At 66.5% G+C, this 14,320-nt stretch carries 14 protein-coding genes; 4 read left to right on the forward strand and 10 right to left on the reverse strand.

What is annotated here, in order from left to right; all coding sequences use genetic code 11:
- Window positions 1-11 precede the first annotated feature (11 nt).
- The 7 genes from MF609_RS07985 to MF609_RS08010 form a co-directional block, all read right to left on the reverse strand.
- Window positions 12-968 carry a sugar phosphate isomerase/epimerase family protein gene (locus MF609_RS07985; protein ID WP_242415782.1) on the reverse strand — a complete coding sequence of 319 codons (957 nt, stop codon included), beginning with the start codon at window positions 966-968 and terminating at the stop codon, window positions 12-14.
- Window positions 969-1,033: 65 nt separating this feature from the next.
- Window positions 1,034-1,807: a sugar phosphate isomerase/epimerase family protein gene (locus tag MF609_RS07990; RefSeq protein ID WP_242415783.1), complete on the reverse strand. Its 774-nt coding sequence runs from the start codon at window positions 1,805-1,807 to the stop codon at window positions 1,034-1,036.
- A gap of 146 nt (window positions 1,808-1,953) precedes the next feature.
- Complete coding sequence (locus tag MF609_RS19890) at window positions 1,954-2,076, reverse strand: hypothetical protein (protein WP_277991131.1); 123 nt, start codon at window positions 2,074-2,076, stop codon at window positions 1,954-1,956.
- Between the two features lie 64 nt (window positions 2,077-2,140).
- A complete protein-coding gene (locus MF609_RS07995) occupies window positions 2,141-2,383 on the reverse strand; it encodes a hypothetical protein (RefSeq protein WP_242415784.1) in 243 nt (80 codons plus the stop codon).
- Window positions 2,384-2,444: 61 nt separating this feature from the next.
- A complete protein-coding gene (locus tag MF609_RS08000) occupies window positions 2,445-4,790 on the reverse strand; it encodes a glycoside hydrolase family 3 protein (protein ID WP_242415785.1) in 2,346 nt (781 codons plus the stop codon).
- Window positions 4,787-5,353, reverse strand: a complete 567-nt coding sequence (locus MF609_RS08005) for an NADPH-dependent FMN reductase (RefSeq protein WP_242415786.1) — start codon at window positions 5,351-5,353, stop codon at window positions 4,787-4,789. Before MF609_RS08005 ends, MF609_RS08000 begins: the two co-directional genes overlap by 4 nt.
- Window positions 5,354-5,358: 5 nt before the next feature.
- Window positions 5,359-6,462 (reverse strand): LLM class flavin-dependent oxidoreductase, encoded by a 1,104-nt coding sequence (locus tag MF609_RS08010; RefSeq protein WP_242415787.1) that lies wholly within the window; start codon window positions 6,460-6,462, stop codon window positions 5,359-5,361.
- A gap of 129 nt (window positions 6,463-6,591) precedes the next feature.
- Here MF609_RS08010 and MF609_RS08015 point away from each other — a divergent pair, with 129 nt between their 5' ends.
- From MF609_RS08015 to MF609_RS08030, 4 genes are all read left to right on the forward strand, one after another.
- On the forward strand, window positions 6,592-7,260 hold the full coding sequence (locus MF609_RS08015) for a TetR/AcrR family transcriptional regulator (protein WP_242415788.1): 669 nt from the start codon (window positions 6,592-6,594) through the stop codon (window positions 7,258-7,260).
- A 176-nt stretch (window positions 7,261-7,436) separates the two neighbouring features.
- Window positions 7,437-8,066, forward strand: coding sequence for a gluconate 2-dehydrogenase subunit 3 family protein (locus MF609_RS08020; protein ID WP_242415789.1), 630 nt, complete (start codon window positions 7,437-7,439; stop codon window positions 8,064-8,066).
- Window positions 8,066-9,760 (forward strand): GMC oxidoreductase, encoded by a 1,695-nt coding sequence (locus MF609_RS08025; RefSeq protein ID WP_277991132.1) that lies wholly within the window; start codon window positions 8,066-8,068, stop codon window positions 9,758-9,760. The genes MF609_RS08020 and MF609_RS08025 overlap by 1 nt, the downstream gene beginning before the upstream one ends.
- A gap of 140 nt (window positions 9,761-9,900) precedes the next feature.
- Window positions 9,901-11,226 (forward strand): MFS transporter, encoded by a 1,326-nt coding sequence (locus MF609_RS08030; RefSeq protein WP_242415790.1) that lies wholly within the window; start codon window positions 9,901-9,903, stop codon window positions 11,224-11,226.
- 257 nt (window positions 11,227-11,483) lie between these two features.
- Here MF609_RS08030 and MF609_RS08035 read toward each other — a convergent pair whose 3' ends face one another.
- Genes MF609_RS08035 through MF609_RS08045 form a run of 3 tightly spaced genes read right to left on the reverse strand, consistent with a single transcriptional unit; the run spans window position 11,484 to window position 14,135 of the window.
- Window positions 11,484-11,858: a C-glycoside deglycosidase beta subunit domain-containing protein gene (locus MF609_RS08035; RefSeq protein WP_242415791.1), complete on the reverse strand. Its 375-nt coding sequence runs from the start codon at window positions 11,856-11,858 to the stop codon at window positions 11,484-11,486.
- A gap of 11 nt (window positions 11,859-11,869) precedes the next feature.
- Window positions 11,870-12,880, reverse strand: coding sequence for a sugar phosphate isomerase/epimerase family protein (locus MF609_RS08040; RefSeq protein ID WP_336944476.1), 1,011 nt, complete (start codon window positions 12,878-12,880; stop codon window positions 11,870-11,872).
- Window positions 12,881-12,902: 22 nt separating this feature from the next.
- Window positions 12,903-14,135 carry an MFS transporter gene (locus MF609_RS08045; RefSeq protein WP_242415793.1) on the reverse strand — a complete coding sequence of 411 codons (1,233 nt, stop codon included), beginning with the start codon at window positions 14,133-14,135 and terminating at the stop codon, window positions 12,903-12,905.
- Window positions 14,136-14,320 lie beyond the last annotated feature (185 nt).

A 14,320-nucleotide genomic window follows, 5' to 3' on the forward strand; every position in this document is an offset into this window, starting at 1 on the left:
CTCCGTCCGACTTAATTCTGTAGGTGGCTGAGCAGCGCGCGCGTGCGCAGCAACGCCCGGAATGGGTCGCGCGTCTGGCGGGCGCTGCAAATGACCGGTCCGGCATAGCCGATCCGATCGAGCAGGCTGACGATGGCCGGCAGATCGACCGTGCCGGTTCCCGGATCGCGAAACACCTGCGTCGCGCGGTGTTCGGGAAATTCCGGGTTGGGCGTCTTCCACGTCTCCGCCTTGTCGACGAACGCCGTGTCGGTCAGATGCACGCACCCGATCCGGTCACGCTGCGCGGTGATGAACGCGGCCGGATCGATCCCGGCAATCGTCAGGCTGGCGGTATCGACGTCCAGCTTCACGTCCTCCGGCAGCCGTTCGAGCAGCGGCAGGATGCGTTCGCCACGAAACACGCTCCAATATTCGTTGCGCAGGACCAGCGTGACGCCCGCCGCCCGTGCCTTCGCCGCCAGACCGCCCAGCAGGTCGGCCACCCGATCGGTGAACGCCCCCAACTCGTCCTCCAGATGGGGATGATAGTGTAGGATGCGTCCGTAATAGGCCGACGGGCTGATCGCCAAATATGCTGCCTTCAGATCGGCGGCATGGGCCAGCGCCTCGCCCGCGAAATGGCCGGTCGCCCCGAAATAGAAGTCGAGGTTGGCGTTGCGCATGAACAGGTTCGGATCGAACGTCACGCCGCTGACCCGGTCGATGTCCCCCCTCGCCAATGCTGCGCGATAATTGTCGGCATTCGCGTATTTCGTGTTGATGCAGTAGCGATTCATCGGCACGCCGCTGCGCCCGCCGAACTGCCACACCGGCTCATAGGGGATTTCGATCGAGCGGAACCCTGCCGCGCCGATCAGCGGGTAGAGTTCCTCCCAGAAATACTTGCTTTCGTACCGGTTCCGATTGGGTTCCGAGTAATGCCGGTTGATAAGGTCTAGGCTGACCGCGAATTGATCGCTGTGCATGGATAGGTTCCGCAATGGAGGGGCGCGGTCGTTCGCGCCGGAAATGGGCGTTCAGCCCGTCGGTCTCAGTCGGCGAGCATCCGCCGGGACTGGTCCAGCGACTGCGTCATCGGCATCGTCGGGAAATATTCGAGGCCGATCGCCCCGTCATATCCCACCGCGCGCAGGGTCCGCATGACCTCGGCCCAATCGAGGGTGCCGGTGCCGGGTTCGTTGCGGTCGGGCATGTCGGCGGCCTGCACATGGCCGACAAGATGGATGCGGCCGGAAAGCACCGCCTCCATGTCCTCCCCCATCACCGCACTGTGCCAGATGTCGTAGAGCAGGCGCAGGTTCGGGCTGTTCACCGCTTCGACCAGATCGAGGCCGAGCTTGGTGCTGACCAGATACATGGTCGCGAACAACCGGGTGTTGAGCGGTTCGAGCAGCAGCATCACGCCCGCTTCCTCCGCCGCGTCAGCGGCAGCGCGCAACGCGGTGACGGCGTTGGCGAAATGCGCTTCCTCGCTCAGCCCGTCGACGCGAAAGCCCGACGCAACGATCAGGTTGGGCTTGCCGAGGATCGCCGTCGCCTCGATCGTCTCGCGCACGGCAGCGACCATCGCGTCGCGCTCTGCCGGATCGACGATCGATTTGCGCGGATCGACGCACAGGCTGGTCAGCCGCATGCCGGTATCGGCCAATGCTTCGGCCATCGCCTCGATCGGCTTGTCCCGCCAGAGATGAAACTCGGCAAGGTCGAACCCGGCGTCCCTGGCGGCGCGCAATCGCGCGGCAAGGTCGCCTGCTTCGGCAAACTGCCATTCGATACAGGTAGATAGTTGGTAGACCGCAGACATAGGACCCTTCCCATTCTACGGCCCCGTGATGCGCGTCGCATCCGTATGCCTGGCGGACTCATTTCCGCTATTTTGTATGATAGTGTTTACGACGTTCGACGCGATTTGCAAGCGCGGCAACCTTCGCGCCGCACCGCCGCTACCGATCAGAACAGGATTCCCGCCAGCCAGAACGATCCGACGAAAATCGTCAGGGTAGTTATCTCCATCGCCGAACAACGCAGGTTGTCGAAGCGACGTCCCGGATGCTTGCCTGATTGGTGCAACATGTCTCTCTCCTGTAAAGCCGTCCCACGTTATTTCTGCGGATACGGTGTCCTCATCTACCTGTAGCTACCGGTGCAGCGATCGCTCCTCGACCACGCGCAGCCGATATCCGGCACCGGCGCGCCGGCGCGCGCCATCCCTGCGCAGGCGGGCCAGATATTCCTCGTCGGCGCAGTGGGCCGCGATATGGGCCATGCCGCCATCGCCCGGGAGTTCGGCCAGTCCCCACATATCGACACGGCAGCGGCGCTCCGCCGCCCCATGCGGAACGGCATCTGCGACGAAACCTATCTCGGACACCCAGGCCATCGGTCTCTCCCAAGGCACATGTTCGTGTGCGCCGCCGTGCCGGCGCACGGACCGTCGTCGTTCAGCGGTCGGTGTCGATCGTGAACGACATGCGATCGCTCGCCGGACCGACGCTCAGGCGGACCGGGCCGTCGAGCTGCGTCCAGCGATCGTCGCGCCAGATCCGGAACAGCCGCGGCTCGGGCGTCACGCGGACCACCGCCTGTTCGCCCGCGCCCAGATGCACCTTGGCAAAGCCGACCAGCGCGAATTCGGGATCGTGGCGATAGAGCTGCACGACCTCGCTGCCCGCGCGGTCGCCGGCATTGCGGATCGTGACCAGCACGTCGCCGCCGTCCGCTTCCGCCGCGATCCAGTCGAACCGGGTATAGCCCCGCCCCGCACCAAACGCATGGAGCGGCGCGACCCCGCGTGCGGCCATGCCGCGATAGCCGACCAGCACGCCGTCATCATAGGCGAGGTCGCCCCTGTCGTCGGGGGTCAGCGCCAGCGCGGGATAGTCCGCCTCGCTGCGCGCCAGCGTGACCGGCAGGCGCCCGCCCGGTTCCCGATCCCCCGACAGCACCGCCGCCAGCGCCGGGCCGAAGCCCTCCCCCGGATACCAGGCCGACAGCAATGCCGCGGCCTGTTCGCCCCAGCGCGCATCGAACGCATGGCCGATATTCGCCACGATCGCGACGCGCGGGTTGGCCGCGCAGACGGCATCGATCAGCGCCACCTGTTCGGCGGCGAGCGCGGTGTCGGGCCGGTCCTTGCTCTCGACGCTAGAATCCGACGTTTCGCCGACGATCAGCACCACCGCATCGGCGGAACGTGCCGCGTCGACCGCGCGGGCCAGCATCGCCGCCGCGCTGTCGGGCCCGCGTACCCCGTACCACAGCCCATGGACCCGAGCGCCGTCATAGGTGAACGCGACCTCGACCCGCACCCGCTGCCCGGTGGTCAGCATAACTTCCGCGCTGTCGGCATCGCCGCGCTTCAGCGACCCCATGACGTCGGATGCCGCGATCCGCTCGGCCCGGTCGAGGATGACCCGGCCGTCGACGGTCATCCGCACCGCGCCGGTCGCGCCGACATAGAAACGGTGCGGGCCATCGGCTTCGGCGGTGAACCAGCCGGAAGCCCGCACCGCGGCCGGGCGGTCGAACACCCCTTCGTCATGCACGCCGACGAACCACACCAGCGAATTGGTGTCGCGCACTTCGCTGTAGATCGGTTCGCCGCCCAGATCGGGATCGGCGAAATAGTCGATGGTCATCCCCCGCCCTTCGCCGTCGATCGACGCCACCGGCATCGACGGCAGGCGCGGCTGCGGATCGACGCCGGGTTCGTACACCACCTCGACCCCGGCATAACGCTCGACGATCGCCTCCAGCGGACGTGCCGCGTCGGGCGACAGCGCGATCTTGGCAAAGGTGCCGCCCTGATAGCAGGGGGCGGCCGCGTTCGGGCCGATCACCGCGATCCGCGCGTCGCGACCGGGCACCAGCGGCAACAGCTCGCCCTCGTTGCGCAGCAGCACCATGCCCGCCGCCGCCGCCTCGACCAGCAGCGCATCGGCATCCTCGGTCGGCGGACGCTTGGCGCCGGTCCACCGCCGCGCGGCGCGGGCCACGCGGTCGGCGGCGTCGGCCACGCGGTCGGCCGACACCTCGCCGGCCTCGACCGCGCCGACCGCCTTCGCACCGACGAAGCGCGCCGGCCCCGGCATCTCCAGGTCGAGCCCACCGTTCAGGCTGCCTGCCGTCGAATGCGTGCCGAACCAGTCGGAAATGAGCGGACCGTCAAAGCCCCATTCCTGCTTCACGATGGTCGAGACATGGCCCTGTTCGGCGCACCATGTCCCGTTCACGCGGTTATAGGCGGTCAGCATCGCCCCCGCCCCGGCCGCCGCGCAGAATTCGAACGGCAACAGGTAGATTTCGCGCAGCGTCCGTTCGTCCACGACCGCATTCATCCGGTCGCGATCGGTTTCGCTGTCGTTGCACACCATATGCTTGGGGCAGGCGCCGGTGCCGGTCGACTGCAACCCGCGCGTCCATGCCGCCCCGGCAATGCCGGTCAGCAACGGGTCCTCGGAATAATATTCGAAGGCGCGTCCCGCCAGCGGGCTGCGCGCGAGGTTGACGTTGGGGGCCAGCACCATGTCGACGCCGCAGCGCACCGCCTCCCCGCCGACCAGCGCGCCGACGCGTTCGATCAGCGCCGGATCGAAACTGGCTCCGAGCGCGGTGGCGCAGGGCGACAGCCGCGCCACGTCGCGTTCGTCCACCCGACCGCTGGCGATGCCCATCGGGCCGTCGCTCAGGTGCAGCGCGGGCACGTCCGCATGCGGGATCGCGACCGTCCGCCACATCGCCGCGCCTGCGGTCAGGCTGGCCGCCTCTTCGAGCGTCAGCTTGCTCATGCCACCGCCTCCAGTCGAAATGCCATGATCTGCCGCGCCATCGTCGCGACCTGTCCGGCGATACCGGCATCGGCCAGTTCGCCGGCCCCGCCGAACGGCTTCTGCGCGATCGAGTTGATCGCGATCCCCGCCGGGGTCGGCCAGCCGCGCATCGCGTGGACGATGCCGCGCAGCGCGGCCAGCGTGACGCCACCGGCCTGCCATCCCGCCGCCGACACGATCAGCCCGACCGGCATCCCGTCGAAATAGACCCGATCGTCGCCGCGCAGGTCCTCCAGCAGGTCGATCGCGTTCTTGACCACGCCCGACACCCCGCCATGATAACCCGGCGTGCCGATCACCAGCGCGTCCGCGTCACGCAATGCGGCGACGAAGGCCGCCTGTTCGGGCGTCCGCTCGGGGCGTTCCGGATTGAAGTGCGGCAGCGCCGCGAGCGCCGGGCCGTCGAACATCGTCGTCCGCGCGCCCAGTTGCTCGCATTCGTTCAACACGGCGCGCACGAGCATCTCGCTCGACGAACGCGGGCGGAACGTACCGCCGATCCCCACGATATGCCGGGTCATCGCCCTTACGCCTTCTTGAACGCGGGCATGACCTTTTCCGACAGCAGCCGCAGCGTCTGGTCGCCCAGGCGCAGCCGTTCGTCGGTCAGCGGTCCGGTGGTGGTGCCGCACAGGATGTTGCCGATGCCCAGTTCTTCATAGGGTTTGAGATGCTCGACCACCGTTTCGGGCGAACCGTACAGGCACCAGGTGCCGATCCAGTCCTCGGTCAGCGCATTGGGTGTGCGATCGGTCTTCCTGTTCGCGTCGTTCGATTCGGCGCGGGCGTTGAATTCGGCCTCACGCTCGATCGCGTCCTGATAGGCGCGCAGGATCGCCATCATCTCGTCGCGGGCCTGTTCGTCGCTGTCGGCGAGATGCACCAGCTGATAGGTATGCGTGGTCCAGTCCAGCGCGCGGGCGATCTTGTCGGCACTGTGGCCCGCCGCCTCCAGCATCGTGCGATAGATGCCGAAGAACTTGGCCACATGCTTCATCGGTTCGGTGCCGCCGATCTGCGGCGGGGTAAAGGCCGGGATGAAGGCCGGCCAGGCATTCTCGGCGGCGCGCCGCGCGCTCGATTCCTTCATCGCGACCGGCATCAACCGGGCATGACCCTCGCTATAGGCGGCAGGGGCGATGCGTTGCAGCACGCGGCCCTGGTGCGGGCCGTTGTCGATCTCGACCGCCGGGTCGTCCATCGTCTTGGCCCAAAGCTGTTCGGCGAGCGCGAGGTTCTTTTCGGAAATCGCCCCGGCATCGCGATAATCGACGCCGAAGCCGATCATCTCCTCGGGCGTCGTACCCGATCCGACGCCGACCAGCAGCTTCCCGTCGGTCAGCTGGTCGAGGATGTTGATGCGTTCGACGAAGCGGACCGGGTGGTGCAGCGGAACCGACGTCACCGAAAAGCCGAAATGCATGTGCGGGAATTTCGCCGCCAGATAGGATGCGAACATATAGCTGTCGCTGGCGATCGGCATATAACCGTTGAAGTGATGGTCGGGCAGGAACAGCGCATCGAAGCCGAGCGCGGCGGCGCGTTCGGCATGATTCGTCAGGTGATGGATCAGCGCGCGGTCCTGTTCCGGCGCCATCGAGCGTGCATTGAGGAACACCGAGAAACGCATCCGACCTCTCCCTTTTCGCGCCCGATTGTCCCGGTGCGCGGTTGCCGCCCGTTGCCGGGTGGACTAAACTGAAATTAGAACTTGTATTTTGATATGCCGCCGCTCGGGCCGCTGTCAATGGGGTGTCGAATGGATATCGAAACGATCATGGCGAAGGCGCGCGCACCGCAGCAGGGGCGCAGCAAGGCCAGCTTCGAACGGATGCTGACCACCGCCGAAGAGCTGATGACACAGCGTGGATCGGACGAATTCACGCTCAACGAGGTGGCCAAACACGGCAAGGTGTCGATCGGGTCGATCTATTGCCGCTTCGACAGCAAGGACGATCTGGTCCATGTCGTGCAGCTTCGCGTGCTGGAGCGGGTCGACACCGACATGCTGGCGGCAGTCGCGGCGGTGCAGGAACGCGGTGGCGACCTGACCGACATGGTCCACGACCTGGTACAGGCGATCGCCGACGTGCTGCGGCGCTATGCGGCGGTCATGCGGCCCTTGATGCTGCGGGCGAGCGGCGACCCCGTCATCGCCGCGATCGGCAAGCGCAGCTATTCGCGAACCAGCGACGCGGTAATCGGCGCGTTGCTGACCTGCGAAGCGGAAATCCGCCATGCCGATCCGCGCCATGCCGCCAATGCCGGGTTTCGCATCGTCTACGCCGCGATCGCCCGCTATCTGGGCTTCGGTTCGTCGCTGGACGCGGCGGGCGAAGGCGACTGGAACCAGTTGAAGGACGATCTGGGCGACATGCTGGCCGCCTATCTGTCGACGGCGTCCAAAGGCCAGCGACCGGCGCGCTGATTCACCCGACGGGCAGCGCGCGACCGCCCGCGCGCTGCCGCCGCCGCTCGGCCGTGCATATCCTTTTGCCGGCATCGATCGCCTTTGCTCTTGCCCGCTCGCTGATGCTCGGTTAATAGAACCAAAGTTCTAATTATGACCGTGACAAGCGGCATGAGCGAAGGATGAGGAGCGTCATGGCCGACAGGGGCTGGACCCGGCGCGATACGCTGGGCGGGGCGGCGTTGTTTGCGCTGGCGGTGGGGTTGCCCGTCGCCGTGGTACGGGCGACCGACACGTCCGATACGGTCAGCGATCGCCAGCGGGCGATCTTGCGCGAAACGGCGCAGGCCGTGATCCCGCGCACCGCAACGCCCGGCGCGGGCGATATCGGCGCGCATGATTTCGTCATCCTCGCGCTCGCCCACGGCCTGGACGGCACCCGCGCCCCGGCGTCCAGTGCGGCATTGCCGGTGACGGTCACCCGCCACCTGCGCAGCGACGGAACGCTCGATTATCTCGACTGGCTGGAATGGCAGCTCGATGCCAGTGCCAGGGGCGATTTCCTGGGTGCCAGCCCCGCCCGGCGCATGGCCGCCGTCGCGGCGGTCGACCAGGCGGCCTTCGCCGAAACCGACCGCGACGCCCCCGAATCGCCGTGGAAGAAGCTGAAGGCGCTGATCCTCACCGCCTATTACACCTCCGAAACCGGCGGCTCGCGCGAGCTGCAATATGAACTGGTCCCCGGAAAATGGGAACCGGACCTTCCCTTTGTTCCCGGCAGCCGCGCGTGGTCGAGCGACTGGACCGCGGTGGAGTTCAGCTGATGAGCGATGCACTGTTCGACGCGATCGTGATCGGATCGGGAATTACCGGCGGCTGGGCGGCAAAGGAGCTGACCGAGGCGGGGCTGAAGGTCCTGATGCTCGAACGCGGTGCCATGATCGAACATGGCGCGGGCTATGTGAACGAAAGCAAGGCGCCATGGGATCTGGAGTTCCGAGGCCTGGGCGATGCCGCGCTGTACGAGACCGACTATGCGGTCCAGCGCAAGAACCGCCACTTCACCGAATTCACCCAGGACCGGTTCGTCAACGACCGTGAAAATCCCTACACGACCGATGGCGACACGCAGTTCAACTGGTGGCGCAGCCATGGACTGGGCGGCCGGTCGCTGGCGTGGGGCCGCCAATGCTATCGCTGGTCGGACTATGATTTCGACGCCAATCGCCGCGACGGCCACGGCACCGACTGGCCGATCCGCTATGCCGATGTCGCCCCCTGGTATGACAAGGTCGAGGAATTCGTCGGCGTGGCCGGCATGGCGGAGGGGCTGCCGCAGCTGCCCGATGGCCGCTTCCTGCCGCCGATGGCGCTGAACCCGGTCGAGGAACATGTCCGGTCGGTGATCGGCGAACGCTGGCCGGGCCGGCGGCTGACGATCGGACGCAATGCGAACCTGACGCAGGCCAAGCCCGAGCAGGGGCGCGCGGCGTGCCAATATCGTTCGATCTGTCCGCGCGGCTGTTCCTACGGAGCCTATTTCTCGACGCAGAGCTCGACCCTGCCCGCCGCGCAGAAGACCGGCAACCTGACGCTCATCACCGATGCGGCGGTCGAGGCGATCGAGCACGACCCCGCTACCGGCCGCGCGACCGGCGTGCGCTTCATCGATACCAAAAGCGGCGAGCGCAAGCGCGCGACGGCGCGGATCGTGTTCCTGAACGCGGGATCGTTCAACAGCGTCGGCGTGCTATTGCGCTCTGCGACCGAGGCGAACCCGAACGGCCTCGCCAATTCGAGCGGGGTGCTCGGCACCCATATCATGGACCATGCGCAAACGGTCGCCGGCATCGCGATCATGCCGGGGTTCGAAGGGCACACCTATTTCGGCAACCGCCCGACCGGCGTCGTCATCCCCCGCTTCCGCAACCTCGACACCATCGACGGCAAGGGGCATTCGCGCGGCTTTTCCTATCAGGGCGGGGCGTTCCGCGCGGCGTGGACGCGGGGCAAGCGCGACGCCGGGATCGGTGCCGACTACAAGAACGGCCTGCGGGAGCCGGGTCCGTGGCGGATGGTGCTGGTCGCCTTTGCCGATTCGGTCCCGCGTGCGACCAACCGCATCACCCTCGACCCCGTCGTGAAGGACTCGGTCGGCCTGCCCGCGCTGCGCATCGCATTCGAACATGGAGCGCAGGAACATGCCGCGCTGGCCGAGGCGAAGGCGGAGGCCGCCGCGATGCTGACCGCCGCCGGCGGCCATGTCATCATGGGCCTCGACCAGCCCAGCCCCGGCGGATCGGCGATCCATGAAATGGGTGGCGCGCGGATGGGGCATGATCCGAAGACCAGCGTGCTGAACAAGTGGAGCCAGGCGCATGACGTCGCCAACCTGTTCGTCACCGACGGGGCGCAGATGTCGTCCTCGGCCTGCCAGAACCCGTCGCTGACTTATATGGCGCTGACCGCGCGGGCCTGTGCGACCGCGGTGTCGATGCTGAAGGAAGGCGCGCTCTGATTCCGATCTGCTAGCGGGCACATCCCGCCAGGTGCCGCAGCGTCGGTACCGCCCGGAGTGAATGACCATGTACCGTACCGCCTGTATCGAAGGGCCGTTCGTTGCCGACCGCGGCCGCAACGCGCCGGGGATCTGACGTCATGGAGGGGGTAAGGGACACGCTTCCCGCCGCTTCGCCGCCGCTCCGGGGGTCGGCGAAGCTCGCCTACGGGCTCGGCGATTTCGGGTTCGGCCTGTCGTGGAACATGGTGGGGGCGTTCCTGCTGTTCTACTATACCGATGTCGCGCTGCTGCCGGCGGCAGCGGTCGGAACGCTGTTGCTGGTGTCGCGTCTCGCCGATGCCGCGATCGACCCGGTGATCGGGATATTGGTCGACCGCACGCACGGGCGCAGCGGGCGGGCGCGGCCGTGGTTCAAATGGGGGGCAATCCCGTTCGGGCTGCTATGCGCCGCGACCTTCTGGATGCCGCCGGTCGGGGAAAGCGGCCGGCTGGTCTGGGCGATCGGCACCTTCGCATTGCTCGGCATTCTGTTCTCGGCGATCAACATCCCGTACGGCGCGCTGCTGCCGATGATGACCAACCGCCAGGGCGAGCGGCTGACGCTGGGCAGCCTGCGCGCCGCCGGCACCGCGATCTCGGTCATCGTCGCGACTGCCGCGACCATGCCGCTGGTCGGCGCGTTGGGCGGCGGGGACCAGCGACTGGGTTTCCTGATCGTCGGCGGATTGTTCGGCCTCGTCACGACGCTCACCACGCTCAACCTGCTGCGCTGTCCCGAACAGGTCCATGCCGTCGAACCGCCGAGCGGACAGGCGATCTGGCCGCAGGTGCGCGCGATGCTCGCCAACCGGGCATGGAACACGGTGTTCCTGTTCGCGCTGCTCAACTTCGTCCGCTTCGGCGCGGTGCTGGCGATCACGCCGTTCTTCGCGATCAACGTGCTGGGCAAGCCGTGGATGATCTCGATCCTGCTGCCGGCGGTGTCGGGCACGTTGCTGATCGGATCGGTCATCGCCCCGCCCTATTTCAAACGGCTGGGGATGCGGCGCGGCAACCTGATCGCGCTGCTGGCCGCACTGCCGCTGTTCGCCGCGCTGCCGCTGGTGGAAGGATCGACCGCCGGCTTCCTGACGCTGTACCTGCTCGGCTCGGTGCTGCTCAGCATCACCATGACCGCGATCTTCGCCATGGCGGCAGAGTCGATCGAGTATCACGAACAATTGACCGGCACCCGCAACGAAGGGTTGCTGTCGTCGGGGATCAGCCTGTCGACCAAGATCGGCATGGCGCTCGGCGGCGCGCTGATCGCCTTCGGCCTTGCCGGCATCGGCTATGTGCCGGGCAAGGGCGGCGCGGAGGTCGTCTCCGGCCTGCGCTGGCTCTATTACGCGCCGATCGTCGCGTGCCTGGTCGCACAGATGGCGGTGATCGCGCGCTATCCGGCGATCGCGCGGTCAGCCTGATCCGGGCTATTCGAACGGTACGCGAGTGGCCGAGCATTCGATTGCCCCGCATTGACGTACCCCCGCGCAGGCGGGGGTCCAGAGTCAGAGGCGCAACCATAGTTGTGTTCGGCTCTGGACCCCCGCCTGCGCGGGGCTACCTCAGTGGGGCGGCGGTTGCCACGTCATCGCAACCCGCGCGGCATCGCGACGGCCACGTACAGAAGGGGCGGCATCCTCTCGGACACCGCCCCCCTCTTCCGCTCCGCCAATCCCTGTCAGCGCAGCGTCAGCGTCTTCGCATCCTTCGTCGTAGGCACGAACGGCAGGTAGGAAATCCGCATCGTCTCGGCCAGCTCGATGCGATGCTCGCCCGCCGCCAGCCCGCCGGCGCGCTTCACGCCGACCACCGCCTTCTCGCCGAAATTCCAGCGGTCGCCATATTCGCTTTCCATCTGGTCGAGCGTCCAGGTCCGGCCGCGCAGGGTTACGGTGATGTCCTCGCGCAGCACCGCCTCGCCATCGACGCTCACCGCGACATTCTCAATCATCGAAAGGCCAAGGCCGCGATAATAGGGCAGCCGCGCCTCGATGCTGAAGCCGTCATCGGTGGCCTTCAGGCTGTCGTCCACGATCATCTTGTTGTCGAACATGTCGGCGTCCTTCAAGCGGCGATGGCGTTGGTGGCGGGAGCGTCGATCAGGGCTTTCAGCATCTCCTGATGACGGCGGACCTGTTCGACCGAGTCGACTTCGTGCGCGTCCTCGATCCAGCGATTTCCCTCATATTCCGAACAGATATAGCCGTCATAGCCGCCCTGCTTCAGCACTCCCACGATCTTGTCATAGGGGATCGATGGTTCGACCAGATCCGCATCCATCTGATAGAATTTGCCGTGGATGTGGTGGATGCGGTGCATGTAATCGAGCATCCGCTTCGGTTCGTACGCCGCGTTGTGGCGCAGCGTCTCGGCCATGCCCAGCGCCGGCCCGGTGCCGCCCATGTCGCGCACGTTCAGGATGACATATTCGCTGAGCACGCGGTCGTCATAGGCCTGCACGATATAGTCGGCGATGTGCTGCGGCACGCCGTTGCGGATGAAACGCTCCTTCCACACCGGCGGAAAGGCGGCGAGGAACATGCCCATGTCGGGCAGGAAGCCGAGCGCATCGCTGCCCGACTTTTCGAAAGCCTCGGCATGGCGGACGATCCAGGGATGGTCGAAATGAAGCGGGGCATGCACCTCGATCAGCAGCTTGACCCCCTTTTCCTCGGCATAGGGCGCGGCGGCGACCAGCACGTCGGGCGCGATCGAAACCAGCGCACGAAGGTACTTCACGCCCAGGCGCGCGCCGAAGTCGATATCCCTGCGGATGTTTGCGACCTGTTCGTCGAACGGCATCTCGCGCCCCTTGTAGCGCTTGTAATCGAGCATGAAGTCGTGCGCGACCGGCACCGCACCATGTTTCGCGAGCAGCTGATGCCATTCGGCAATCTTCTCGTCGGCGACGCCGACTTCGGGCCAGCCCCAGAAACTCTGCTCGCCGATCACCTCGATTCCCGGCGCGCCCAGCTCGACGCTGGTGCGGATACAGTCCTCCAGCGTCATTTTGCCGAGAAAGGTTTCGTTCTGATAGCTGTAGAGGCTGACGCCCCGCTTGATCGTCATGACCATCGTCCTGGATATGAGGGTGGGATCAGGCGACCGCCGGCGCAGCGGCGGTCGATCCGCCGCGCCGCGTCACCGCGAGAAGAAAGGCGACGACCGCGCCGACGACCCCGGCCGCGCCCATGATGAGGAACGCGGACTGCATCGCGCCGGTCTGGACCCGGAACAGGGAGACGAGGAACGGGCTGGAGAACTGCCCGAAGAAGAAGCAGGCGGTCCACACCCCCATGCCGCGCCCGCGATGCTCGAAGGGCAGCTTGGTCTGCGCCCAGGCGATCAGCGTCGGCACCGCCATCCCCGCCCCGGTCTGCTGCACGACCAGCCCGGCGACCATCCAGCGCCAGTCGGGCGCCAGCCCGATCATCGCCAGCCCGCCGCCGATCAGCGAGAGGAAGATGCCGAGCTGCACCACCGGCCGTGCCCGCCCCGTCGCCCAGAAGATCACCGACCCGACGACGACGAACAGGCTGGGGATGAAGGTCAGCTTGCCCAGCTCCTGCGACGATTGGACACCGACTTCCCGAAACGCCATCCCGCCGTTGATGATGAAGACGTAATAGAGCGCCGATGCGAACAGCGTCACTGCGCCGATCGCCGCGACCGATGCGGTCGGGAACGGGCTGCGCGCCGGTTCCGCGCCGATGCCGAGCATCTTGCGCGCGGTCGCGTCGCTGGCCGGTTCGTACAAAAACCGGGCGGCGGCGAGGAAGGTCGGAAAGGCGATCAGGTAGATCAGGAAGATGCCGTTCCAGCGCAGCCCCGTCAGGAAACCCGACGCCAGGATGACCCCGCTGGCCAGCAGCGGTCCGGCCATGCCCTGCAGCGTCAGCCAGTTGCGACGGCCCTTCTCGTCCCAGTAATCGCCGATCAGCGTGTTCATCGTCGTCAGGATCGCCGCTTCGGCAATGCCCAGCAGCAGGCGCGATCCGTAGATCGCATTGAGATTGTCCAGAAAGAACGGCGCGGTCCCGAACACGCCGAACAGCAGCGTCGCCGCCAGCAGCAGCTTTCGCCGTCCGAATCGGTCGACCAGGATACCGGCGAACAGCGCGAAGATCGCGATCGTCAGCCCCGGCGCGGACACCATCGCCGGTACCTTCCACGTGGCGGTCGAATCGGCGGCGAAATGGTCGATGATCGACGGCACCGCCGGAAACAGCGACACGATGGCCAGGATCGGCAGGAACCCGGCGATGATGACGGTTATCCCCTGCCCCAATCCGGGGCGGCGCGCGTGTAATTCCCGCATGTCGGAAGCCATCGCCGATCCTCTCTTCGCATGTCTCGCCGGTTGGCCGGCTTATTAGAACTAATGTTCTGATAAGCGGTATCACTTGGCCTCGCGAAACTGTCAAGCGAGCTTGGACGGGAAGTGGTATCGGGCGCGGGCAACGAGGATTTTCTTGCGCCGCAGCCGCGCGACCCAGTTGACAACCTCCATCCGAA

This window comes from Sphingomonas panni (assembly GCF_022664435.1).
Classification (GTDB): Bacteria; Pseudomonadota; Alphaproteobacteria; order Sphingomonadales; family Sphingomonadaceae; genus Sphingomonas; species Sphingomonas panni.